Source organism: Pseudomonas sp. ok266 (assembly GCF_900110195.1).
GTDB classification, from domain to species: Bacteria; Pseudomonadota; Gammaproteobacteria; order Pseudomonadales; family Pseudomonadaceae; genus Aquipseudomonas; species Aquipseudomonas neuropathica.
The window spans coordinates 85,172-107,547 of the sequence record NZ_FOCU01000011.1 but is presented as its reverse complement, the minus strand read 5'-3'; the positions used below and the strand labels follow the sequence as shown (position 1 = coordinate 107,547).

Here is a 22,376-nt window from a genome sequence, read left to right as displayed (position 1 = left end):
CACAATGGCTACACGCGGCACTGAACAGGATTGCGGAGAAAGTAGATGAGCGCGCTCTATATGATTGCCGGCACCCTGATCGCCTTGGGTGTGCTGGTCACCTTTCACGAATTCGGCCATTTCTGGGTCGCGCGTCGCTGTGGCGTCAAGGTTCTGCGCTTTTCCGTAGGCTTCGGCATGCCGTTGCTGCGCTGGCATGACAAGCAAGGCACCGAATTTGTAATCGCGGCGATACCGTTGGGTGGCTACGTCAAGATGCTCGATGAGCGCGAAGGCGAAGTGCCAGTCGATCAGCTTGACCAGTCATTCAACCGCAAATCCGTGCGTCAGCGTATCGCCATTGTTGCCGCCGGCCCCATTGCCAACTTCCTGTTGGCGTTGGTGTTCTTTTGGGTATTGGCCATGCTCGGCAGCGAGCAGATTCGCCCGGTCATTGGTGCAGTTGAATCCGGCAGTATCGCCGCCACTGCCGGTTTGAACGCTGGTCAGGAAATTGTTGCTGTCGATGGGGAGCCGACTACCGGTTGGGCTGCCGTCAATCTGCAATTGGTCCGGCGTCTTGGTGAAAGCGGTTCCCTGCAGTTGCTGGTGCGCGAACAGGGCACGACTGTCGATTCGCCGCGTGAGCTGAAGCTGGATAACTGGCTCAAAGGCGCAGATGAGCCGGATCCGATCCGCTCCCTGGGGATTCGCCCGTGGCGCCCGGCCTTGCCGCCGGTACTCGCCGAACTTGATCCGAAAGGTCCGGCCCAGGCGGCCGGCTTGAAGACTGGCGATCGTCTGTTGGCGCTCGACGGTCAGGCGTTGAATGACTGGCAGCAAGTGGTTGATACGGTACGTACGCGTCCTGATACCAAAATCATGCTGCGTATCGAGCGCGACAATGCTCAAATCGACGTCCCTGTGACCCTGGCAGCGCGCGGTGAAAGCAAATCGCCCAGCGGATATCTGGGGGCGGGCGTAAAAGCTGTCGACTGGCCACCGGAGATGATCCGCGAGGTCAGTTACGGGCCGTTGGCTGCAATTGGCGAGGGTGCCCGTCGCACTTGGACCATGAGCATTCTGACGCTCGATTCACTGAAGAAAATGCTGTTCGGCGAGCTCTCGGTAAAAAACTTGAGTGGACCGATAACCATTGCTAAAGTGGCGGGCGCTTCTGCCCAGTCGGGCGTCGCTGATTTCCTGAATTTCCTTGCTTATCTGAGTATTAGCCTGGGCGTTCTGAATTTGCTGCCCATTCCTGTACTGGATGGGGGGCATTTGTTGTTTTATCTGATCGAGTGGGCGCGTGGTCGTCCCTTGTCGGATCGGGTGCAAGGTTGGGGGATACAGATCGGTATCAGTTTGGTGGTCGGGGTGATGTTGCTTGCTCTGGTCAACGATCTGGGTCGTCTGTAACGCTTCGCTGAATTGCGAATCTGCCGCATTTTGCGGCAGTTTGTTTATTGCCAGTTGGAATAAGAAAGGACTTCATGAAACGTCTGCTGCTAACTGCGGTTCTCACCGTATTGATGATCGCCGAAGTTCACGCCGAGTCCTTCACTATCTCTGATATTCGCGTCAATGGCCTCCAGCGGGTCTCCGCGGGTAGCGTCTTTGGTGCCTTGCCGTTGAACGTCGGTGAGCAGGCGGATGATCGTCGCCTGGTGGAATCCACTCGTGCGTTGTTCAAAACCGGTTTCTTTCAAGATATCCAGCTGGGCCGCGAAGGCAACGTTCTGGTAATCACGGTCGTTGAACGCCCGTCGGTCGCCAGTATCGAGATCGAAGGCAACAAGGCGATCTCCACTGAAGACTTGATGAAAGGTCTCAAACAGTCCGGTCTGGCCGAAGGCGAGATCTTCCAGCGTGCCACCCTTGAGGGTGTGCGTAACGAACTGCAACGTCAGTACGTCGCGCAAGGTCGCTACTCGGCTACCGTTGATACCGAAGTGGTATCGCAGCCGCGTAACCGCGTGGGCCTGAAGGTGAAGATCAACGAAGGCACCGTTGCGGCCATTCAGCACATCAACGTGGTAGGCAACACGGTTTTCCCCGAGGAAGACCTGACCGACCTGTTCGAGTTGAAAACCACCAACTGGCTGTCGTTCTTCAAGAACGATGACAAGTACGCCCGTGAAAAACTTTCCGGTGACCTGGAGCGTCTGCGTTCCTACTACCTGGACCGTGGCTATATCAACATGGATATCGCTTCGACCCAGGTGTCCATCACCCCGGACAAGAAGCACGTCTACATCACTGTCAACGTCACTGAGGGCGAGAAGTACACCGTTCGTGACGTCAAGCTCAGTGGTGATCTGAAAGTCCCTGAAGATCAGGTCAAGTCCCTGCTGTTGGTGCAGAAGGGGCAGGTGTTCTCGCGCAAGCTGATGACTACCACATCCGAGCTGATCACCCGTCGTCTGGGTAACGAGGGTTACACCTTCGCCAACGTCAACGGCGTACCTCAGCCACACGATGATGATCACACTGTAGACATCCTGTTCGCTGTTGATCCGGGCAAGCGTGCCTACGTCAACCGCATCAACTTCCGTGGCAACACCAAGTCCGAAGACGAAGTGCTGCGTCGTGAAATGCGTCAGATGGAAGGCGGCTGGGCTTCGACTTACCTGATCGACCAGTCTAAAACCCGTCTTGAGCGTCTGGGCTTCTTTAAAGAAGTCAACGTTGAAACCCCGGCTGTTCCGGGTGTCGACGATCAGGTTGACGTGAACTACGCCGTTGAAGAACAGGCTTCCGGTTCGATTACCGCCAGCGTCGGTTTCGCCCAGAGTGCCGGTCTCATCCTGGGTGGTTCGATCACCCAGAACAACTTCCTCGGTACCGGTAACCGCGTCAGCGTTGGCCTGACCCGAAGCGAATACCAGAGCCGCTACAACTTCGGCTACGTTGACCCGTACTGGACCGCCGATGGCGTCAGCCTGGGTTACAACGCGTTCTATCGCACCACTGACTACAAAGACCTCGACGTCGACGTAGCAAGCTATGCGGTAGACAGCCTGGGTGCCGGCGTGAACGTTGGTTACCCGATCAGCGAAACTTCGCGTCTGACCTTCGGCCTGTCCGCTCAACAAGACACGATCAAGACCGGTACCTATACCGTTGACGAAATTTTCGACTTCGTTAACAAGGAAGGCGACAAGTACCTGAACTTCAAGGCGTCGGCCGGCTGGTCCGAATCGACCCTGAACAAAGGCGTGTTGCCGACCCGTGGCCGTTCCCAGAGCCTGACTCTGGAATCCACCATTCCTGGCAGTGACCTGTCGTTCTACAAACTTGATTACCGCGGTCAGCTGTTCCAGCCGATCAGCGAGAACTACACCCTGCGTCTGCACACCGAATTGGGTTATGGCGACGGTTACGGTTCGACCGACGGCTTGCCGTTCTATGAAAACTACTATGCTGGTGGTTTCAACTCGGTTCGTGGCTTCAAGGACAGTACCCTCGGCCCGCGCAGTACGCCGAGCCGTGGTACCAACCCGGGCACGCTGGCTGACCCGGACCAGGATCCACTGCCGTTCGGTGGTAACGTCCTGATCCAGGGTGGTGTCGAGGTTCTGTTCCCGCTGCCATTCGTAAAAGACCAGCGTTCCCTGCGCACTTCGGTATTCTGGGATGTGGGTAACGTATTTGACTCGCAGTGCAAGGACACTACCAATGCGAATGGCTCGACGTCGAACACCAAGTGTAACGACATCAGCCTGAGCAACATGGCCAGTTCCGTGGGTGTTGGCGTGACCTGGGTCACCGCACTGGGTCCTCTGAGCTTCGCGCTGGCCATGCCGGTCAAGAAGCCGGATGACGCTGATACTCAAGTGTTCCAATTCTCCCTCGGCCAGACGTTCTAAGCGTCTGACCCAAGATAACGACAATGGATTTTGTAGGAGTGCATCGTGCGTAAGTTGACTCAATTGGTTCTCCTGGCCTCCTTGATGGTGGCAGGCCCGGCATTTGCCGACATGAAAATTGCCGTTCTGAACTATCAGATGGCCTTGCTGGAATCCGACGCGGCGAAGAAATACGCCGTTGATGCCGAGAAGAAGTTCGGTCCGCAACTGACCAAGCTGAAGACGCTGGAAAGCAGCGCCAAGGGCATTCAGGACCGTCTGATGGCCGGTGGCGACAAAATGCAGCAAGGTGAGCGCGAGCGTCTGGAGCTGGAATTCAAGCAAAAGGCCCGTGACTTCCAGTTCCAGTCCAAGGAACTGAACGAAGCCAAAGCCGTTGCCGACCGCGAAATGCTCAAGCAACTGAAGCCGAAACTGGATAGCGCAGTGGAAGAAGTCATCAAGAAAGGTGGTTTTGACCTGGTGTTCGAGCGTGGCGCAGTGATCGATGTCAAGCCTCAGTACGACATCACGCGCCAGGTAATCGAGCGCATGAATCAGCTGAAGTAACCCATGACCGTGACTATCAAGCTCGGCCAGTTGGCCGAGTTCCTCGGCGCCACCCTGCGTGGCGACCCTGAGAAGCAAATTACTGGGCTAGCCACTTTGCAAGAGGCTGGCCCAGCTCAGTTGAGCTTTCTGGCAAATCCTCAATATCGCAAATACCTGACGGGCTCGCAGGCGGCAGCACTGTTGCTCAAAGAGGCCGACGCCGAAGGTTTTGCCGGTAATGCGTTGGTGGTGCCTGATCCTTACCTGGCGTACGCGCGCATCTCCCACCTGTTCGATCCGAAGCCAAAAGCCGCTGCGGGTATCCATCCGTCAGCGGTGATTGCGCCGGACGCGGTGGTTGATCCAAGCGCCAGCATCGGCCCCTTTGTGGTGATCGAAGCCGGTGCGCGAATTGGCGCGCAGGTGACACTGGGCGCACATTGCGTTGTTGGTGCCCGCAGCGAAATCGGTGAAGGCGGCTGGCTCGCCCCACGCGTGACGCTGTATCACGATGTGCGTATCGGCAAGCGTGTGGTGATCCAGTCCGGTGCCGTGCTTGGTGGTGAAGGCTTCGGCTTCGCCAACGAAAAAGGTATCTGGCAGAAGATCGCCCAGATCGGTGGCGTGACCATCGGCGACGATGTCGAGATTGGCGTGAATACCGCCATCGACCGCGGCGCGCTGGCCGATACCGTCATTGGCAATGGCGTGAAGCTCGACAACCAGATCCAGATCGCCCACAACGTTCAGGTCGGTGATCACACTGCCATGGCGGCCTGCGTCGGGATCTCCGGCAGCACCAAAATCGGCAAGCATTGCATGCTGGCCGGCGGTGTTGGCCTGGTGGGCCATATTGATATTTGCGACAACGTTTTCCTGACCGGGATGACCATGGTGACTCACTCGATTACCGAGCCGGGTGCCTATTCTTCCGGCACAGCCATGCAACCGGCGGCCGAATGGCGCAAAAGCGCGGCCCGCATCCGTCAGCTCGATGACATCGCGCGACGTTTGAAACAGCTGGAAAAGCGCGTAGGGGAAGTGACCCCTGACGGCAATGCTTCATCAGATGGCTGATACCATTTCCATATCAAGTGTGCACAGCCTCTAGACTGCCTCCTTGATTTGCTAGAGGAGTGCGCGTCAGTCGCGCTCCCAATCTTTACATAGGCTTCCCCCCGAAATGATGGACATCAACGAGATTCGCGAATACCTGCCTCACCGTTACCCGTTCCTGCTGGTGGATCGGGTGGTGGAACTGGACACTGAAGGCAAGCGCATTCGCGCCTACAAGAATGTCAGCATCAATGAGCCGTTCTTCAATGGTCACTTCCCGGCGCACCCGATCATGCCGGGCGTGCTGATCATCGAAGCGATGGCTCAGGCTGCCGGGATCCTCGGTTTCAAAATGCTTGATGTGAAGCCTGCCGACGGCACGCTGTATTACTTCGTCGGTTCCGACAAGCTGCGCTTCCGCCAGCCAGTATTGCCGGGCGACCAGTTGATCCTCGAAGCCAAGTTCATCAGCTGCAAGCGTCAGATCTGGAAGTTCGAATGCCAGGCTTCGGTCGATGGCAAGCCGGTCTGCTCGGCTGAAATCATCTGTGCGGAACGCAAGCTATGAGTTTGATTGACCCTCGCGCAATCATCGATCCGTCGGCCGTTCTGGCTGATGGCGTCGAGGTCGGCCCGTGGTCGATCATCGGCGCAGGTGTGGAAATCGGCGAGGGTACCGTGATCGGGCCGCATGTAATCCTCAAAGGCCCGACCCGCATCGGCAAGCACAATCGCATCTACCAGTTTTCCTCGGTAGGCGAAGACACGCCTGATCTGAAGTACAAGGGTGAAGAAACCCGCTTGGTGATCGGTGACCACAACGTCATCCGTGAAGGCGTGACCATTCACCGTGGCACCGTGCAAGACCGTTCGGAAACCACGCTGGGCGATCACAACCTGATCATGGCTTATGCCCACATCGGGCATGACAGCGTCATCGGCAATCACTGCATTCTGGTCAACAACACCGCGTTGGCCGGGCATGTGCACGTGGATGACTGGGCGATCCTTTCCGGATTCACCTTGGTTCACCAGTATTGCCACATCGGCGCTCACAGCTTTTCCGGTATGGGCACTGCGATCGGCAAGGACGTTCCTGCGTTCGTCACCGTGTTCGGCAACCCTGCCGAAGCGCGCAGCATGAACTTCGAAGGCATGCGCCGTCGCGGTTTCAGCGAAGACGCGATTCATACCCTGCGTCGCGCTTACAAAACCGTCTATCGCCAAGGTCTGACGGTTGAGCAGGCGCTGGCCGAACTGGCTGAACCTGCTGCGCAATACCCGGAAGTTGCGATATTCCGCGACTCCATCCAGTCGTCGACTCGCGGCATCACGCGCTGATCATGGCCAATCTGCGTATTGCGCTGGTGGCGGGTGAAGCTTCCGGTGACATTCTCGGTGCCGGCCTCATGCGCGCGCTCAAGGCTCAGCATCCGGCGGTCGATTTCATCGGCGTCGGTGGCCCGTTGATGCAGGCTGAAGGCCTGACTTCCTACTTTCCCATGGAGCGCTTGTCGGTCATGGGCCTGGTGGAAGTCCTCGGTCGTTTGCGCGAATTGCTCAAGCGCCGCAAAGACCTGATCGCGACGCTGATCGCCGAGAAGCCGGATGTGTTCATCGGCATCGACGCGCCGGACTTCAACCTCAATATCGAACTCAAGCTGCGTCAGGCCGGGATCAAGACCGTGCATTACGTCAGCCCGTCGGTGTGGGCGTGGCGGCAGAAGCGTGTGCTGAAGATTCGCGAAGGCTGCGACCTGATGCTGACGCTGCTGCCGTTCGAAGCAAAATTTTACGAAGAAAAGGGCGTGCCGGTGCGGTTCGTCGGCCACACGCTGGCCGATACCATTCCGCTGGAAGCTGATCGCGCTGCGGCGCGTGCCGAGCTGGGCCTGCCCGACGGCCCGCTGGTGGCGTTGATGCCCGGCAGTCGCGGCGGCGAAGTCTCCCGTCTGGGCGCGCTGTTCCTCGACACCGCCGAACGTCTGCGTGCGATGCGCCCGGGTTTGCGCTTTGTCATCCCGTGCGCCAACCCTGAACGCCGCGCGCAACTTGAAGAGCTGCTCGCCGGGCGTGATCTGCCGGTGACCTTGCTCGACGGCAAATCCCATCTGGCCCTGGCAGCGTGCAATGCCGTGTTGATTGCCTCCGGCACCGCGACCCTCGAAGCGCTGTTGTACAAGCGGCCGATGGTGGTGGCGTACCGCTTGGCGCCGTTGACGTTCTGGATCCTCAAACGCATGGTCAAGAGCCCGTACGTGTCCTTGCCGAACCTGCTGGCCCAGCGCCTGCTGGTCCCGGAATTGTTGCAGGATGATGCGACAGTCGACGCGTTGGCACAGACCCTGTCGCCACTGATCGAAGGTGGCGAAGAACAGACCCGTGGTTTCGACGAGATCCACCGCACGTTGCGGCTGGATGCCTCCAATCAGGCGGCGGACGCCGTCCTTAACCTGATCGGTCAAACGCGATGAGCAAGACAAGCATGCAGATGGGCCTGGATTTCACTCTGGTCGCCGAAGTAGAAGAGTTGGTTGCCGGCGTTGATGAAGTCGGTCGTGGCCCGTTGTGCGGTGCGGTGGTGACGGCGGCGGTGATCCTCGATCCGAACCGGCCGATCCTCGGTCTCAACGACTCGAAGAAACTCACTGAGGCCAAGCGCGAAAAGCTTTACGACGAAATCATCGAAAAGTCCTTGAGCTGGTGTATTGCGCGCGCCGAAGTGGAAGAAATCGACGAGCTGAACATCTTGCACGCGACCATGCTGGCCATGCAGCGCGCGGTGGCCGGCCTGCACATTCAGCCGAAACTGGCGATGATCGACGGCAACCGCTGCCCGCAACTGCCGATGCGTGCCGAAGCGGTGGTGCAGGGCGACGGCAAGGTTCCAGCCATCGCTGCCGCGTCGATTCTGGCCAAAGTCAGTCGCGACCGCGAAATGGCGGCATTCGAATTGATCTATCCGGGTTACGGCATCGGCGGCCATAAAGGCTACCCGACGCCCGTTCATCTGGAAGCCTTGTCGCGTCTTGGCCCGACGCCGATTCACCGGCGCTCGTTCGCCCCGGTGCGTCTGGCTTACGAAGCGCTGGAAGGTCTGACGCAGGTTTAGTCGCAAGGCTGATGTTTTGTTCGAGGCCCGGTACAATCCGGGCCTTGTTGTCTCTATGTAACTGGACAGGATCACTATGCCGGCTTCATTCGTTCATCTACGCCTGCACACTGAATACTCCCTGGTCGACGGGCTGGTGCGGATCAAGCCGCTGGTCAAGGCACTGACGGCCATGAACATGCCGGCGGTCGCGGTCACCGACCAGAACAACATGTGTTCCCTGGTCAAATTCTACAAAAACACCATGGGCGCGGGCATCAAGCCGATCTGCGGCGCCGACCTGTGGCTGTCGAACAAGGACCCGGACGCACCGCTGAGCCGGCTCAGCCTGTTGGTGATGAACGCCAAGGGCTATCGCAACCTCACCGAGTTGATCTCGCGCGGCTTCATCGAAGGCCAGCGCAACGGAATGATCATCGTCGAGCGCGAGTGGGTTGCTGAAGCCAACGAAGGCCTGATCATGCTGTCCGCCGCCAAAGAAGGCGAGATCGGCATGGCCATGATCGGCGGCAACCCGGCTGAAGCTGAAGCCTTGGCGCGCGAATGGATGGCGGTATTCCCGGATCGTTTCTATCTGGAAATCCAGCGCACCAATCGCCCTAACGATGAAGAACAGCTGCACGGTGCCGTTGCACTCGCCGACAAGCTCGGCGCGCCGCTGGTGGCGACCAACGATGTGCGTTTCATCAAGCAGGAAGACTTCGCCGCCCACGAAACCCGCGTGTGCATCGGTGAGGGCCGTGCCCTCGACGATCCGCGGCGCTCGAAGAATTATAGCGATCAGCAATACCTGAAAAGCGCCGAGGAAATGATCGAGCTGTTCAGCGATATTCCCGACGCCATCGAAAACACCGTCGAAATCGCCAAGCGCTGCAATATCGAAGTGAAGCTGGGCACTCACTTTTTGCCCAACTTCCCGATTCCCGATGGCATGACCATCGACGAGTATTTCCGCAAAGTCTCCTTCGACGGTCTGGAAGAACGCTTGTCGGTGCTGCTGCCCAAGGACACCACCGAAGACTACGAAGCCAAGCGTCAGGTCTACGTCGACCGGCTGAATTTCGAGCTGGATATCATTATCCAGATGGGTTTCCCCGGTTACTTCCTGATCGTGATGGACTTTATCCAGTGGGCCAAGAACAACGGCGTGCCGGTAGGTCCGGGCCGTGGGTCGGGTGCCGGTTCGTTGGTGGCTTATGTACAGAAGATCACCGACCTCGATCCGCTGGAATACGACCTGCTGTTCGAACGATTCCTTAACCCGGAACGGGTCTCCATGCCCGACTTCGACGTCGACTTCTGCATGGACGGTCGCGACCGCGTTATCGATTATGTGGCCGAAAAATACGGTCGCAACGCGGTAAGCCAGATCATCACCTTCGGTTCCATGGCGGCCAAGGCTGTGGTGCGTGACGTGGCGCGGGTGCAGGGCAAGTCCTACGGCCTGGCGGATCGTCTGTCGAAGATGATTCCGTTCGAAGTCGGCATGACCCTGGAAAAAGCCTACGAGCAGGAAGAAATCCTCCGTGACTTCATCAAGGTTGATGAAGAAGCTGCGGAAATCTGGGAAATGGCGCGCAAGCTCGAAGGCGTTGTGCGTAACGTTGGTAAACACGCCGGTGGTGTGGTTATTGCGCCGACCAAACTGACGGACTTCTCGCCAATCTATTGCGATGAAGCCGGTGACGGTCTGGTGACCCAGTTCGACAAGGACGACGTTGAAGCGGCTGGTCTGGTGAAGTTCGACTTCCTCGGTCTGCGGACCCTGACGATCATCGACTGGGCGCTGAAAACCATTAACCGCGACCGTGCCAAGGTCAACGAGCCGCCGCTGGATATCGCGTTTATCCCGCTGGACGACAAACCGACCTACTCGTTGTTGCAGAAAGCTGAAACCACCGCGGTGTTCCAGCTTGAATCGCGCGGCATGAAAGAGCTGATCAAAAAGCTCAAGCCCGACTGCCTGGAAGATCTGATCGCACTGGTGGCCCTGTTCCGTCCGGGCCCGCTGCAGTCCGGCATGGTGGACGACTTCATCAACCGTAAGCACGGCCGCGCCGAACTGGCGTATCCGCACTCGGATTACCAGTACGAGGGTTTGAAGCCGGTTCTGGCACCGACTTACGGCATCATTCTGTATCAGGAACAGGTGATGCAGATTGCTCAGGTCATGGCCGGTTACACCCTCGGCGGTGCGGACATGCTCCGTCGGGCGATGGGTAAGAAAAAACCCGAGGAAATGGCCAAGCAGCGCGGCGGTTTCATTGAAGGTTGCGCGACCAACAACATCGACGCCGACCTTGCCGGTAACATTTTCGACCTGGTAGAAAAATTCGCCGGTTACGGCTTCAACAAATCCCACTCCGCCGCCTACGGCCTGGTCTCGTACCAGACAGCCTGGCTGAAAGCCCACTACCCGGCGCCGTTCATGGCTGCGGTACTGTCGGCGGATATGCACAACACCGACAAGGTCGTGACCTTGATCGAGGAAGTGCGCACGATGAAACTGCGCCTCGATGCGCCGGACGTGAACACTTCGGAGTTCAAGTTCACGGTGAACGACGACGGCCGCATCGTCTACGGCCTGGGCGCGATCAAAGGTGTTGGTGAAGGCCCGGTTGAGGCGATCACCGAGGCGCGTCAGGAAGGTCCGTTCAAGGATCTGTTCGACTTCTGCGCGCGGGTCGACCTCAAGCGCATCAACAAACGTACCCTCGACGGCTTGATCCGCAGCGGTGCGCTGGATCGTCTGGGGCCGTACTTCCATGACGAACAGAAGGCTTATCAGGCCAACATCGACCGCAACCGCGCCGTGCTGCTGGCAGCGATGGAAGAGGCGATCAAGGCGGCCGAGCAGACCGCGCGTACCCACGACTCTGGTCACGCCGACCTGTTTGGCGGGCTGTTTGTCGAGGAAGACGCCGACGTGTATGCGTCGCACCGCAAGGCCAAGGAGCTGACGCTTAAGGAGCGCCTCAAAGGTGAGAAAGACACCTTGGGCCTGTACCTGACCGGTCACCCGATCGACGAATACGAAGGCGAGATTCGCCGTTTCGCCCGTCAGCGCATCATCGACCTGAAGCCGGCGCGCGATACGCAAACCGTGGCGGGGATGATCATTGCCCTGCGGGTGATGAAGAACAAGAAGGGCGACAAGATGGGTTTCATCACCCTCGACGACCGTTCGGGGCGGATTGAGGCGTCGCTGTTTGCCGATGCGTTCCACTCTGCGCAGTCGTTGTTGCAGACCGACGCGATGGTGGTGGTCGAAGGCGAAGTCAGCAACGATGACTTCTCCGGTGGCCTGCGCCTGCGCGTCAAGCGGGTGATGAGCATGGAAGACGCGCGCACCAATCTCGCCGAAAGCCTGCGCCTGAAGCTGCAAACCCAGGATCTGAAAGGCGATCAGCTACGCTGGTTGGGGGATTTGCTCAAGCGTCATCGCGGCGCGTGCCCGATCACCATGGAGTACACCAGCCCGGATGCGAAGACCTTGCTGCAGTTCGGCGAGACTTGGCGGATCGATCCGGCGGATGCGTTGATTCAAGCCCTGCGTGACCAGTTCGGGCGAGACAACGTCTTCCTCCAATACCGTTGACCGGCAAGTGCCATCATGGCGCTTGCCCGCAACCTGAATTTTTAATCTCGACCTCAGCGCGCCTCTCCCTTAAGGTAGGGCGCGAATAGACAACCGGCCGGCCCAAGCTCATTTGGGACACGACCCAAGACGGACGCCTATGAACCCGAATTTTCTAGATTTCGAACAGCCGATCGCCGACCTGCAAGCCAAGATCGAAGAGTTGCGCTTGGTCGGTAATGACAATTCGCTGAATATCGGCGATGAGATCTCCCGCCTGCAGGACAAGAGCAAAACGCTGACCGAAGACATCTTCGGCAAGCTGACCAGCTGGCAGATCGCACGTCTGGCGCGTCACCCGAAACGACCGTACACCCTCGACTACATCGAGCACATCTTCACCGAGTTCGACGAACTGCACGGCGACCGTCACTTCTCTGACGACGCGGCCATCGTTGGCGGTATCGCCCGTCTGGAAGACCAGCCGGTGATGATCATCGGTCACCAGAAGGGTCGTGAAGTCCGTGAGAAGGTGCGCCGTAACTTCGGCATGCCGCGTCCGGAAGGCTACCGCAAGGCTTGCCGTCTGATGGAGATGGCCGAGCGTTTCAAAATGCCGATCCTGACCTTCATCGACACCCCGGGTGCTTACCCGGGTATCGACGCTGAAGAGCGTAACCAGAGCGAAGCGATCGCCTGGAACCTGCGCGTGATGTCGCGCCTGAAGACCCCGATCATCGCCACCGTTATCGGTGAGGGTGGTTCCGGTGGTGCACTGGCCATTGGCGTCTGCGACCAGCTGAACATGCTGCAGTACTCGACCTACGCGGTAATCTCGCCGGAAGGTTGCGCTTCGATTCTGTGGAAAACCGCCGAAAAAGCGCCGGATGCTGCTGAAGCAATGGGCATCACCGCCGAGCGTCTGAAAGGCCTGGGCATTGTCGACAAGGTGATTGGCGAGCCTCTGGGCGGCGCGCACCGTGATCCGGCGGCTGCCGCTGCGTCGATCCGTGCCGAGCTGAGCTCGCAACTGGCGATGCTGAAGAAGTTCGATAACGAAGCGTTGCTGAAGCGCCGTTATGATCGACTGATGAGCTACGGTCTCTGATCGAACGCCGATTCAGCTGACAATGCAAAACACTGTGGGAGCGAGCTTGCTCGCGAAGGCGTTATAACAGGCAACGAAAATGTTGAATGTTGAACCGCTTTCGCGAGCAAGCTCGCTCCCACATTGGTTTCGGTGAAGGTGAAAAAATGAGTCAGCTCTCGATTGATTTGCCTTCCCGGTTATTACTGAGCCTTGAGCCTTGGCGCAACGCCACTCATTGGCGTATTGCATTCTCCGGTGGTCTCGATTCCACTGTTCTGCTGCATCTGCTCGCCTATCTCGCAAAATCCGAATCCCTCCCTCCACTCAGCGCTATTCATATTCACCACGGCCTCCAAGCTGCGGCTGACGCGTGGCCGCAGCATTGCCAGTCCGTGTGTGATGCGCTGGGAGTGCCGTTGCTGATCGAGCATGTGACGGTGCAACCAGGCGCGAGTCTGGAGCGGGCGGCGCGGGATGCGCGTTACGCCGTGTTCAGTGCGCTGACCCAAGCTAATGAGGCGTTAATCACTGGTCAGCACCGTGATGATCAGGCGGAAACACTGCTGTTCCGGCTGCTGCGTGGAGCGGGAGTGCGCGGATTGTCGGGAATGCCGCAGCAAAGGCCAGTGGGGCAGGGCATGTTGATTCGCCCGTTGCTGGATGTCACTCGAGCCGAGCTGGAACGTTACGCACAGGCTCACTCGTTAAGCTGGATCGAAGACCCGTCAAATCAGGATCGACAGTTCTCGCGCAATTACCTGCGCCATCAGGTTATGCCGGTGCTGAGCGAGCGCTGGCCGCAAGCGCAGGCGAACATGGCCCGCAGCGCCGCGCATCTGCGTGAAGCCCAAGGGTTGCTGGATGAATTGGCGCAGATCGATCTGACGCAAGCCGCTACCGCTCATGATTTCGAATGGCTGGGATTACCGTCGCTGGAGTTGGCGCCGCTGGCGGCGTTGTCTGCCGCCCGCCAGCGAAACGCCCTCAGTCACTGGCTTGAGCCGCTGACGCGCCTGCCTGACACCGACCATTGGTCGGGTTGGACGGATCTGTGCGATGCCGCTCCTGATGCGTCACCGGTCTGGCGTCTGGCCGATGGCGAGTTGCACCGCAGTGCCGGTCGTCTGTGGTGGCTCAGCGGTCACTGGCTACGCACGCCGATGATCGGCGTCGAGTGGCAGAGCCCGGCGTCAGCGCTACGCTTGGCCGATAACGGACATGTCACGTTCAGCGGGCAGACTCCCGTCGGGCCTTTGCGCATTGCCTATCGTCAGGGCGGTGAAGTCATGCATCTGGCGGATCGCGGCCACCGTGACCTCAAGCGCCTGCTCAATGAGCGCGCGGTCCCGGGCTTCATGCGTGGCAGATTGCCGCTGCTGTTTCGCGGCGATGAATTGCTCGCGGTGGCGAACCTGCCGGGACTTGATGGTCATGCACAGGACGGCTGGAAATTGCATTGGCTGCCAACAGACGAAGATCAAGGTTTGAGCTGAAAGGAGCATTCCGGTAGACTACGCTCCCTTCTTGATACAACTTCTGTGGATTCGCCTGAATTGCAGGAGTTGCCGATTACCAAGCAGTCTTTGCTGGGCGATTCCAAAAAATGTGTAGCGAGCAACGTACCGGTGTTTCACCTGCCGGTCTGTCCCAACGCGGCGGTTTTTTTGAAAGGTGCACTGTGATTAATGCAGGTGATCGGGGGCTTCGGCCTTCCTTCGCTTTCCCCGGCGGCTCGTACCGCTTTAACGCAGACTTCTAGGGTTTTTCATGACGCGCTACATATTCGTCACGGGCGGTGTTGTTTCTTCATTGGGGAAAGGCATTGCATCGGCTTCATTGGCAGCCATCCTGGAGGCGCGGGGACTTAAGGTCACCATGCTGAAGCTGGATCCGTACATCAACGTCGATCCGGGCACCATGAGCCCGTTCCAGCACGGTGAAGTGTTCGTCACCCACGACGGCGCCGAGACCGACCTGGACCTGGGGCACTACGAGCGGTTCATCCGCACGACCATGACCCAGAACAACAACTTCACCACCGGCCGTGTCTACGAGCACGTGCTGCGCAAAGAGCGCCGTGGTGACTACCTGGGTGCAACCATCCAGGTGATTCCGCACATCACCGACGAAATCAAGCGCCGCATCATCAAGGGTGCCGGTGACGCTGACGTGGCGATGGTTGAAATCGGTGGCACCGTCGGTGACATCGAGTCGCAACCGTTCCTCGAAGCCATCCGTCAACTGCGTTTCGAAGTCGGCGCCAAGCGCGCGATGCTGATGCACCTGACACTGGTGCCGTACATCGCCACCGCTGGCGAGACCAAAACCAAGCCAACCCAGCACTCGGTCAAAGAACTGCGTTCGATCGGCCTGCAGCCAGACGTGCTGGTGTGCCGTTCCGATCACCCGATCGACATCTCGTCGCGTCGCAAGATCGCTCAGTTCACCAACGTTGAAGAACGTGCGGTGATCGCGCTGGAAGACGCCGACACTATCTACAAGATCCCGGGCATCCTGCACTCGCAGGGTCTGGACGATTTCGTCGTTGAGCGTTTCGGTCTGCAATGCGGCAGCGCGGATCTGTCCGAGTGGGACGCAGTGGTTGACGCCAAGCTGAACCCGGAACACGAAGTGACCATCGCCATGGTCGGCAAGTACATGGAGTTGTTGGACGCCTACAAGTCGCTGATCGAAGCGATGAGTCACGCCGGCATCAGCAACCGCACCAAGGTCAACCTGCGTTACATCGATTCCGAAGACATCGAAAACCAGGGCACTGCGCTGCTCGAAGGTGTTGACGCGATCCTCGTACCGGGCGGCTTCGGTCTGCGCGGCGTGGAAGGCAAGATCACTGCCGTTCAGTACGCTCGCGAAAACAAGGTTCCATACCTGGGTATCTGCCTCGGTATGCAAGTGGCGGTCATCGAGTTCGCCCGTAACGTGATGGGCTGGAAAGACGCCAACTCCACCGAGTTCGATCGCGCCAGCGGTCATCCGGTGGTCGGTTTGATCACCGAGTGGGAAGACGCGACCGGTGCCGTTGAAGTACGTACCGAATCGTCCGATCTGGGCGGCACCATGCGCCTTGGCGCTCAGGACTGCCTGCTTGAAGCCGGTTCCAAGGTCCACGACTGCTACGGCAAGGACGTGATCGTCGAGCGTCACCGTCACCGTTACGAAGTGAACAACAACCTGCTGCCACAGCTGATCGAAGCGGGCCTGAAAATCTCCGGTCGCTCCGCTGATGCGGCGCTGGTTGAAGTGGTTGAAGCGGCCGATCACCCATGGTTCGTCGCTTGCCAGTTCCACCCTGAGTTCACCTCGACACCACGTGATGGCCATCCGCTGTTCAGCGGTTTTGTCAAAGCAGCGTTGGCTCAACACCAGAAGAAGGCGTAACCCCGATGGCACAGAAGATCATCCGCGTCGGCGACATCGAAATTGCCAACGACAAACCCATGGTGCTGTTCGGCGGCATGAACGTGCTGGAAAGCCGTGACATGGCCATGCAGGTTTGCGAAGAGTACGTAAAGGTCACCGAAAAACTCGGTATCCCTTACGTGTTCAAGGCCAGTTTCGACAAGGCTAACCGTTCTTCTGTGACCTCTTATCGCGGTCCTGGCCTGGAAGAGGGCATGCGCATCTTCCAGGACATCAAACAAGCCTTTGGCGTGCCGATCATCACCGACGTCCACGAGCCTGATCAGGCCGCGGTCGTCGCTGAGGTCTGCGACATCATTCAACTGCCGGCCTTCCTGTCGCGCCAGACCGATCTGGTCGTCGCGATGGCCAAGACCAATGCAGTGATCAACATCAAGAAAGCCCAGTTCCTCGCGCCTCAGGAAATGAAACACATCCTGAACAAGTGCGTGGAAGCGGGTAACGATCAATTGATCCTCTGCGAGCGTGGTTCGAGCTTCGGCTACAACAATCTCGTGGTCGACATGCTCGGCTTCGGCATCATGAAGCAGTTCGAGTACCCGGTATTCTTCGACGTGACCCATGCGCTGCAAATGCCGGGTGGTCGTGCCGACTCCGCCGGCGGTCGCCGTGCCCAGGTTCTGGATCTGGCCAAGGCGGGCATGAGCCAGTCGTTGGCAGGTCTGTTCCTCGAAGCGCATCCGGATCCGGACAACGCCAAATGCGATGGCCCTTGCGCCTTGCGTCTGGACAAACTGGAGCCATTTCTGGCCCAGCTCAAGGCTTTGGACGAACTGGTGAAGAGTTTTCCGACGGTAGAAACCGCGTAAACCTCAATTCTCCGGTAAAGTACCGCACGATTTGTCGCTCATGCCCTCGGGCATGAGCGTTATCGTCTGCAAGCCTGCCCGCTGCACACCCCTTGCCGACGGTAAAAAGATTTCCTCTAGCTGCGTCGTTTTCGTCAACTTTGGAGTGTTTACAACAATGGCAAAAATCGTCGACATCAAAGGTCGTGAAGTTCTCGACTCCCGTGGCAATCCCACCGTGGAAGCGGACGTGCTTCTCGACAACGGCATCATCGGCAGCGCTTGCGCGCCGTCCGGTGCATCCACTGGCTCGCGTGAAGCACTCGAGCTGCGTGATGGCGACAAGAGCCGTTACCTGGGCAAGGGCGTGCTCAAAGCGGTAGCCAACATCAACGGTCCGATCCGCGATCTGCTGCTGGGCACCGACCCAAGCGACCAGAAAGCCCTGGATCACGCGATGATCAAGCTCGACGGTACCGAAAACAAGGCAACCCTGGGCGCCAACGCCATCCTCGCCGTGTCCCTGGCTGCGGCCAAGGCTGCTGCGCAGGACCAGGACCTGCCGCTGTACGCACACATCGCTAACCTCAACGGTACTCCGGGTGTCTACTCGATGCCGGTGCCGATGATGAACATCATCAACGGTGGCGAGCACGCTGATAACAACGTCGACATCCAGGAATTCATGGTACAGCCGGTTGGCGCCAAGTCTTTCTCGGAAGGTCTGCGCATGGGCACCGAGATTTTCCATCACCTCAAAGCTGTGCTGAAGGCCCGTGGCCTGAGCACTGCCGTTGGCGACGAAGGCGGTTTCGCACCGAACTTGGCCTCCAACGAAGACGCGCTGAAAGTGATCTCCGAAGCAGTGGCCAACGCCGGTTACAAGCTGGGCACCGACGTGACCCTGGCCCTGGACTGCGCGGCCAGCGAATTCTACGAAGACGGCAAGTACAACCTGTCCGGCGAAGGCCAGGTGTTCACCGCTGAAGGTTTCGCCGATTACCTCAAAGGCCTGACCGAACGTTATCCGATCATCTCGATCGAAGACGGTCTGGACGAGTCCGACTGGGCTGGCTGGAAGATCCTCACCGACAAGATCGGCGAGAAGACTCAACTGGTGGGCGACGACTTGTTCGTAACCAACACCAAGATCCTGAAAGAAGGCATCGATAAAAAGATCGCCAACTCGATCCTGATCAAGTTCAACCAGATCGGCACCCTGACCGAAACCCTGGAAGCCATCCAGATGGCCAAGGCTGCCGGTTACACCGCAGTGATCTCGCACCGTTCGGGCGAAACCGAAGATTCGACCATTGCCGACCTGGCTGTGGGCACCTCGGCTGGCCAGATCAAGACCGGTTCCCTGTGCCGTTCCGACCGCGTTTCCAAGTACAACCAACTGCTGCGTATCGAAGAGCAGTTGAATGGCAAGGCCAAGTACAACGGTCGCAGCGAGTTCCGCGGCTAAGTACAAATCGATGGAAGGACACCGGATTGTGTCGAAAAAGTCGTGACAGCGATGGATTTGCCACTAATCTGATGCCTTAACAGCACAAGCCTGGGTCTTCCAGGCTTCGTGCTATCAGATGCTTCAAAGTTTTGGCGTGGCTGTCTTTTTTCACTGGATACCTGATATTCGATGCGCAGTCCTTACTGGTTGTTTCTCGTTTTGCTCTTGCTACTGGCCGGTTTGCAGTACCGCCTGTGGGTGGGCAATGGCAGTCTGGCGCAAGTCGCCGAGCTGAATCAGCAGATAGCTGATCAACACGCCGAGAACGAAGGTTTGCTGGAGCGCAATCGCGTGATGGACGCTGAAGTCAGCGAGTTGAAAAAGGGCATGGAGACCGTTGAAGAGCGGGCTCGTCACGAACTGGGCATGGTCAAGGACGGCGAAACCCTTTACCAGTTGGCCCAATGATCAATTCCCTGCCGGCCTTCTGGGCCGTGATTCCTGCTGCGGGCATTGGTGCCCGAATGGCCGCGGACCGTCCCAAGCAATACCTGCAACTGGGCGGGCGCACAATTCTCGAACACAGCCTCGGCTGTTTCCTCGACCATCCAAGCCTCAAGGGGCTGGTGGTCAGTCTTGCGGTTGATGATCCTTACTGGCCGAACCTGGCGTGCGCGGGCGACTCGCGCATTCAGCGCGTTGAAGGCGGCGCGGAGCGTTCCGGCTCGGTGCTCAATGCTTTGCTGCACCTGCACGCGCAAGGTGCCGACGATGAAGATTGGGTGCTGGTGCACGATGCGGCACGGCCGAATCTGAGTCGCGAAGATCTCGACCAGTTACTCGATGAACTGGCGGATGATCCGGTCGGTGGTTTGCTCGCGGTGCCTGCGCGCGACACGTTGAAGCGGGTCGACAAGCACGGGCGCGTGGTTGAAACCGTGGATCGCAGCGTGATCTGGCAGGCGTACACCCCGCAGATGTTCCGCCTCGGTGCGTTGCATCGGGCGTTGGCCGACAGTCTGGTCGCGGATGCGCTGGTTACCGATGAAGCTTCGGCGATGGAGTGGGCTGGCCTGGCGCCGCGACTGATTGAAGGGCGGGCGGATAACCTCAAGGTGACCCGGCCGGAAGATCTGGAGTGGTTGCGTCAGCGTTGGGCTAACCGCCGCTGATTGCTGTGGCGCCTATTCCGCAGCCTTCGCGAGCAAGCTCGCTCCCACATTTGATTTGCGCCTGACACCAGATTTGCAGTCACTGCAGGTCCACTGTGGGAGCGAGCTTGCTCGCGAAGGCGGACGCATGAGCAACCCATCACTCAGCTTCGATACTCCGGCCGCTCAGCCAATCCTTCCTTGAGAAACTCCACCAACTTGCGCACCTTCGGCGACAAGTGCCGCTGTTGCGGGTACAGCGCCCACACCGCCGTATTTGGTGGCTGATGCGCCTCCAGCAACGAAATTAGCGCGCCGCTGTGCAAATGCTCCAGCACGTAATAATCCGGCAACTGACACAACCCCACCCCCTGTAACGCCGCATCCAGCACCGCTTGCCCGCTGTTGCAGCGCCAGTTGCCCTGCACCCGCTGGGAAAACTCCCGCCCGTTTTGCTCAAGCTGCCAGATGTCCGAGCTGCCAATCAGGCAATTGTGCCGACTCAATTCCGACAGGCTATGCGGGCGACCGTACCGCTCGACGTAGGACGGTGACGCGCACAGATACATTCGGCGTGGCGCCAGGCGTGTCGCGACCAATCGCGAGTCCTGCAAACGACCCAGGCGAATCGCCAGATCCAGGCCTTCATGCACCAGATCAAGCTGGCGATTGCTCAATTCGATATCGATGCGCAACTGCGGATAAAGGCCCATAAACCGCGTCACCAGCGGCACGATAAAACGCTCGCCGTAAGCCACCGCGCAGGTCATGCGCAGCATGCCTTTCGGTTCGCTGGTCAGATCGCCGACGGCACGCAAGGCTTCTTCGCGGCCATCCTGCAAGCGTTGGCAATGTTGCAGGAAGGTCTGCCCAGCCTCGGTCAGCGTCACCCGGCGTGTGCTGCGATAGAGCAGGCGCGTCTGAAGTCTTTCTTCCAGCCGTACGATTTGTCGACTGATGTGCGAGGACGAAACCCCAAGGCGTTCGGCGGCGGCGGTGAACTGGCTGCATTCGGCAACGGCAACAAACTCGTCAATGCCTTCCCAGCGGCTTTCGGACATCGGGATTATCCCTGTATGGCAATAATGTTTTGCTTTTGTCCGGATTATTCATCAGTTGGCGTTGAACTACACTGGTCGTCTGGTTTTTTATTCAATGGATTCACTGGAGAGTCAGCATGATCAAGTCGCGCGCCGCCGTTGCCTTCGAGGCCAAGAAGCCGCTGGAAATCGTAGAAGTCGATGTCGCCATGCCCAAGGCCGGTGAAGTGTTGTTGCGCGTGGTGGCTTCCGGGGTTTGCCACACGGATGCCTACACCCTGTCCGGTGCAGACCCGGAAGGCATCTTCCCGTCGATCCTCGGCCACGAAGGCGGCGCCATCGTCGAAGCGATCGGCGAAGGCGTGACCTCGGTTGCGGTGGGCGATCACGTCATTCCGCTGTACACCCCGGAATGCGGCCAGTGCAAATTCTGCAAGTCGGGCAAGACCAACCTGTGTCAGGCGATTCGCGCGACTCAGGGCAAGGGTTTGATGCCGGACGGCACTTCGCGTTTTTCCTACAAGGGCGAAACCATTTTCCACTACATGGGTACTTCGACATTCTCGGAATACACCGTGTTACCGGAAATCTCCGTGGCCAGGATCTCTAAAGATGCGCCGCTGGAAAAGGTTTGCCTGCTGGGCTGCGGCGTCACCACCGGTATCGGTGCGGTGCTCAACACTGCCAAGGTCAAACCCGGTGACACCGTGGCCATCTTCGGTCTGGGCGGCATTGGTTTGTCCGCAGTCATTGGCGCGGTGAAAGCCAAGGCTGCGCGAATCATCGCCATCGACATCAACCCGGCCAAGTTCGAGATCGCCAAACAACTCGGCGCTACCGACTGCGTAAACCCGAAAGATTTCGATCGTCCGATTCAGGAAGTGATTGTCGACATGACCGATGGCGGCGTCGACTTCTCCTTCGAATGCATCGGCAACGTGCAACTGATGCGCGCCGCCCTTGAGTGCTGCCACAAAGGTTGGGGCGAGTCGGTGATCATCGGTGTGGCCGGTGCCGGCCAGGAAATCGCAACCCGTCCATTCCAGCTGGTGACTGGTCGCGTCTGGCGCGGTTCGGCATTCGGTGGCGTGCGCGGTCGTACCGAGTTGCCAAGCTACGTCGACATGGCCCAGAGCGGCGAGATTCCGCTGGATACTTTCATCACCCACACCATGGGCCTGGAAGACATCAACAAGGCCTTCGACCTGATGCACGAAGGCAAGAGCATCCGTACCGTCATTCATTTCTGATCAATCGTGGCGACATGGGCGCAAGTCTTGAAGGCTTGCGCT

Annotated in this window: 18 protein-coding genes; 17 read left to right on the top strand and 1 reads right to left on the bottom strand. The window is 58.6% G+C overall.

Features of this window, described 5'->3' with window-relative positions; genetic code table 11:
* Positions 1–45 precede the first annotated feature (45 nt).
* The 16 genes from rseP to ispD all read left to right on the top strand — a co-directional run bounded on the left by rseP (position 46) and on the right by ispD (position 20,065).
* Entirely contained in the window at positions 46–1,398 is a 1,353-nt protein-coding gene (gene rseP / locus BMY54_RS20870) for a sigma E protease regulator RseP (RefSeq protein ID WP_093436586.1), read from the top strand.
* Positions 1,399–1,472: 74 nt separating this feature from the next.
* The gene (bamA, locus tag BMY54_RS20865) at positions 1,473–3,848 is read left to right on the top strand and encodes an outer membrane protein assembly factor BamA (RefSeq protein WP_093436583.1); all 2,376 of its coding nucleotides are present in this window, start codon (positions 1,473–1,475) and stop codon (positions 3,846–3,848) included.
* Positions 3,849–3,893: 45 nt separating this feature from the next.
* Positions 3,894–4,397, top strand: a complete 504-nt coding sequence (locus tag BMY54_RS20860) for an OmpH/Skp family outer membrane protein (protein ID WP_007908849.1) — start codon at positions 3,894–3,896, stop codon at positions 4,395–4,397.
* Positions 4,398–4,400: 3 nt separating this feature from the next.
* Positions 4,401–5,456, top strand: a complete 1,056-nt coding sequence (lpxD, locus tag BMY54_RS20855; protein ID WP_093436579.1) for a UDP-3-O-(3-hydroxymyristoyl)glucosamine N-acyltransferase — start codon at positions 4,401–4,403, stop codon at positions 5,454–5,456.
* A 106-nt stretch (positions 5,457–5,562) separates the two neighbouring features.
* Positions 5,563–6,003 (top strand): 3-hydroxyacyl-ACP dehydratase FabZ, encoded by a 441-nt coding sequence (gene fabZ / locus BMY54_RS20850; protein WP_003222142.1) that lies wholly within the window; start codon positions 5,563–5,565, stop codon positions 6,001–6,003.
* Positions 6,000–6,776: an acyl-ACP--UDP-N-acetylglucosamine O-acyltransferase gene (gene lpxA / locus BMY54_RS20845; protein WP_038357910.1), complete on the top strand. Its 777-nt coding sequence runs from the start codon at positions 6,000–6,002 to the stop codon at positions 6,774–6,776. The genes fabZ and lpxA overlap by 4 nt, the downstream gene beginning before the upstream one ends.
* Before the next feature lie 2 nt (positions 6,777–6,778).
* Complete coding sequence (gene lpxB / locus BMY54_RS20840) at positions 6,779–7,909, top strand: lipid-A-disaccharide synthase (RefSeq protein ID WP_093436576.1); 1,131 nt, start codon at positions 6,779–6,781, stop codon at positions 7,907–7,909.
* 11 nt (positions 7,910–7,920) lie between these two features.
* Positions 7,921–8,547 carry a ribonuclease HII gene (rnhB, locus tag BMY54_RS20835; protein WP_093436573.1) on the top strand — a complete coding sequence of 209 codons (627 nt, stop codon included), beginning with the start codon at positions 7,921–7,923 and terminating at the stop codon, positions 8,545–8,547.
* Positions 8,548–8,623: 76 nt separating this feature from the next.
* Complete coding sequence (dnaE, locus tag BMY54_RS20830) at positions 8,624–12,145, top strand: DNA polymerase III subunit alpha (protein ID WP_038357916.1); 3,522 nt, start codon at positions 8,624–8,626, stop codon at positions 12,143–12,145.
* Positions 12,146–12,284: 139 nt separating this feature from the next.
* Complete coding sequence (locus BMY54_RS20825) at positions 12,285–13,232, top strand: acetyl-CoA carboxylase carboxyltransferase subunit alpha (protein WP_038357918.1); 948 nt, start codon at positions 12,285–12,287, stop codon at positions 13,230–13,232.
* Positions 13,233–13,378: 146 nt separating this feature from the next.
* On the top strand, positions 13,379–14,707 hold the full coding sequence (gene tilS, locus BMY54_RS20820; protein ID WP_093437036.1) for a tRNA lysidine(34) synthetase TilS: 1,329 nt from the start codon (positions 13,379–13,381) through the stop codon (positions 14,705–14,707).
* Positions 14,708–14,981: 274 nt separating this feature from the next.
* Positions 14,982–16,613 carry a CTP synthase gene (locus tag BMY54_RS20815; protein ID WP_093436570.1) on the top strand — a complete coding sequence of 544 codons (1,632 nt, stop codon included), beginning with the start codon at positions 14,982–14,984 and terminating at the stop codon, positions 16,611–16,613.
* Between the two features lie 5 nt (positions 16,614–16,618).
* Positions 16,619–17,464, top strand: coding sequence for a 3-deoxy-8-phosphooctulonate synthase (kdsA, locus tag BMY54_RS20810; RefSeq protein ID WP_016985082.1), 846 nt, complete (start codon positions 16,619–16,621; stop codon positions 17,462–17,464).
* Between the two features lie 157 nt (positions 17,465–17,621).
* Complete coding sequence (gene eno, locus BMY54_RS20805) at positions 17,622–18,911, top strand: phosphopyruvate hydratase (protein ID WP_093436567.1); 1,290 nt, start codon at positions 17,622–17,624, stop codon at positions 18,909–18,911.
* Between the two features lie 171 nt (positions 18,912–19,082).
* On the top strand, positions 19,083–19,361 hold the full coding sequence (gene ftsB / locus BMY54_RS20800; protein ID WP_007908838.1) for a cell division protein FtsB: 279 nt from the start codon (positions 19,083–19,085) through the stop codon (positions 19,359–19,361).
* A complete protein-coding gene (gene ispD, locus BMY54_RS20795) occupies positions 19,358–20,065 on the top strand; it encodes a 2-C-methyl-D-erythritol 4-phosphate cytidylyltransferase (RefSeq protein WP_093436564.1) in 708 nt (235 codons plus the stop codon). Before ftsB ends, ispD begins: the two co-directional genes overlap by 4 nt.
* Before the next feature lie 143 nt (positions 20,066–20,208).
* Here ispD and BMY54_RS20790 read toward each other — a convergent pair whose 3' ends face one another.
* Positions 20,209–21,105, bottom strand: a complete 897-nt coding sequence (locus tag BMY54_RS20790) for a LysR family transcriptional regulator (protein WP_093436561.1) — start codon at positions 21,103–21,105, stop codon at positions 20,209–20,211.
* A gap of 116 nt (positions 21,106–21,221) precedes the next feature.
* Here BMY54_RS20790 and BMY54_RS20785 point away from each other — a divergent pair, with 116 nt between their 5' ends.
* Entirely contained in the window at positions 21,222–22,334 is a 1,113-nt protein-coding gene (locus tag BMY54_RS20785) for an S-(hydroxymethyl)glutathione dehydrogenase/class III alcohol dehydrogenase (protein ID WP_093436558.1), read from the top strand.
* Positions 22,335–22,376 lie beyond the last annotated feature (42 nt).

Excerpts from the sequence above, each read along its gene's own strand:
- BMY54_RS20815 (WP_093436570.1), top strand. The coding sequence starts at position 14,982 with ATGACGCGCTACATATTCGTCACGGGCGGTGTTGTTTCTTCATTGGGG.
- lpxD (WP_093436579.1), top strand. The coding sequence starts at position 4,401 with ATGACCGTGACTATCAAGCTCGGCCAGTTGGCCGAGTTCCTCGGCGCC.
- lpxB (WP_093436576.1), top strand. The coding sequence starts at position 6,779 with ATGGCCAATCTGCGTATTGCGCTGGTGGCGGGTGAAGCTTCCGGTGAC.
- BMY54_RS20825 (WP_038357918.1), top strand. The coding sequence starts at position 12,285 with ATGAACCCGAATTTTCTAGATTTCGAACAGCCGATCGCCGACCTGCAA.
- BMY54_RS20790 (WP_093436561.1), bottom strand. The coding sequence starts at position 21,105 with ATGTCCGAAAGCCGCTGGGAAGGCATTGACGAGTTTGTTGCCGTTGCC.
- kdsA (WP_016985082.1), top strand. The coding sequence starts at position 16,619 with ATGGCACAGAAGATCATCCGCGTCGGCGACATCGAAATTGCCAACGAC.
- BMY54_RS20785 (WP_093436558.1), top strand. The coding sequence starts at position 21,222 with ATGATCAAGTCGCGCGCCGCCGTTGCCTTCGAGGCCAAGAAGCCGCTG.
- tilS (WP_093437036.1), top strand. The coding sequence starts at position 13,379 with ATGAGTCAGCTCTCGATTGATTTGCCTTCCCGGTTATTACTGAGCCTT.
- rseP (WP_093436586.1), top strand. The coding sequence starts at position 46 with ATGAGCGCGCTCTATATGATTGCCGGCACCCTGATCGCCTTGGGTGTG.
- fabZ (WP_003222142.1), top strand. The coding sequence starts at position 5,563 with ATGATGGACATCAACGAGATTCGCGAATACCTGCCTCACCGTTACCCG.
- dnaE (WP_038357916.1), top strand. The coding sequence starts at position 8,624 with ATGCCGGCTTCATTCGTTCATCTACGCCTGCACACTGAATACTCCCTG.
- ispD (WP_093436564.1), top strand. The coding sequence starts at position 19,358 with ATGATCAATTCCCTGCCGGCCTTCTGGGCCGTGATTCCTGCTGCGGGC.
- eno (WP_093436567.1), top strand. The coding sequence starts at position 17,622 with ATGGCAAAAATCGTCGACATCAAAGGTCGTGAAGTTCTCGACTCCCGT.
- rnhB (WP_093436573.1), top strand. The coding sequence starts at position 7,921 with ATGCAGATGGGCCTGGATTTCACTCTGGTCGCCGAAGTAGAAGAGTTG.
- lpxA (WP_038357910.1), top strand. The coding sequence starts at position 6,000 with ATGAGTTTGATTGACCCTCGCGCAATCATCGATCCGTCGGCCGTTCTG.
- ftsB (WP_007908838.1), top strand. The coding sequence starts at position 19,083 with ATGCGCAGTCCTTACTGGTTGTTTCTCGTTTTGCTCTTGCTACTGGCC.
- bamA (WP_093436583.1), top strand. The coding sequence starts at position 1,473 with ATGAAACGTCTGCTGCTAACTGCGGTTCTCACCGTATTGATGATCGCC.